The sequence below is a fragment of the Streptococcus sp. HMSC070B10 genome, assembly GCF_001808665.1.
Classification (GTDB): domain Bacteria; phylum Bacillota; class Bacilli; order Lactobacillales; family Streptococcaceae; genus Streptococcus.
Genome location: NZ_KV794166.1, coordinates 1 through 380, shown reverse-complemented (window position 1 = coordinate 380; position 380 = coordinate 1). Strand labels below are relative to the sequence as shown.

The window sequence follows — 380 nt, the reverse complement described above, 5'->3', positions numbered from 1 at the left end:
GAACGGAATGGCAAGAAAATAAGTTACTCCAACGTTGGTGATGATGAGATGTTGCAAGATGATTTTTATTTCGGAGCAGAGTTGCGCAAATGGGCTTCAGTTGATGAAAGATGGGATAAGGCTCCTTTTATAATTCCGAGCAATCCTTGGTTATCCTTGCAATATGAAGATATTGAACTTGAATTTGAACATGCCTTTATTTCCGACGACCGCGAAAAGGGGGAGTTTCTTCGAATTGCCTCAACTCATGTAGATATTTTGACGGTTGACAAGCGCGCTTTATACGTTATGGCTATTGAAGTAGCATCTGCCATTGATGGTAAGATTAGCGAAGACGGTAAGCAAAGTTGGCTAAGTGTAGAAGAATTTAAGGAATATCA

The 380-nt window shown here is 40.0% G+C and carries 1 pseudogene; it reads left to right on the top strand.

What is annotated here, in order from left to right:
* Positions 1-380, top strand: a pseudogene (locus tag HMPREF2613_RS04955) (hypothetical protein); the annotation flags it as partial.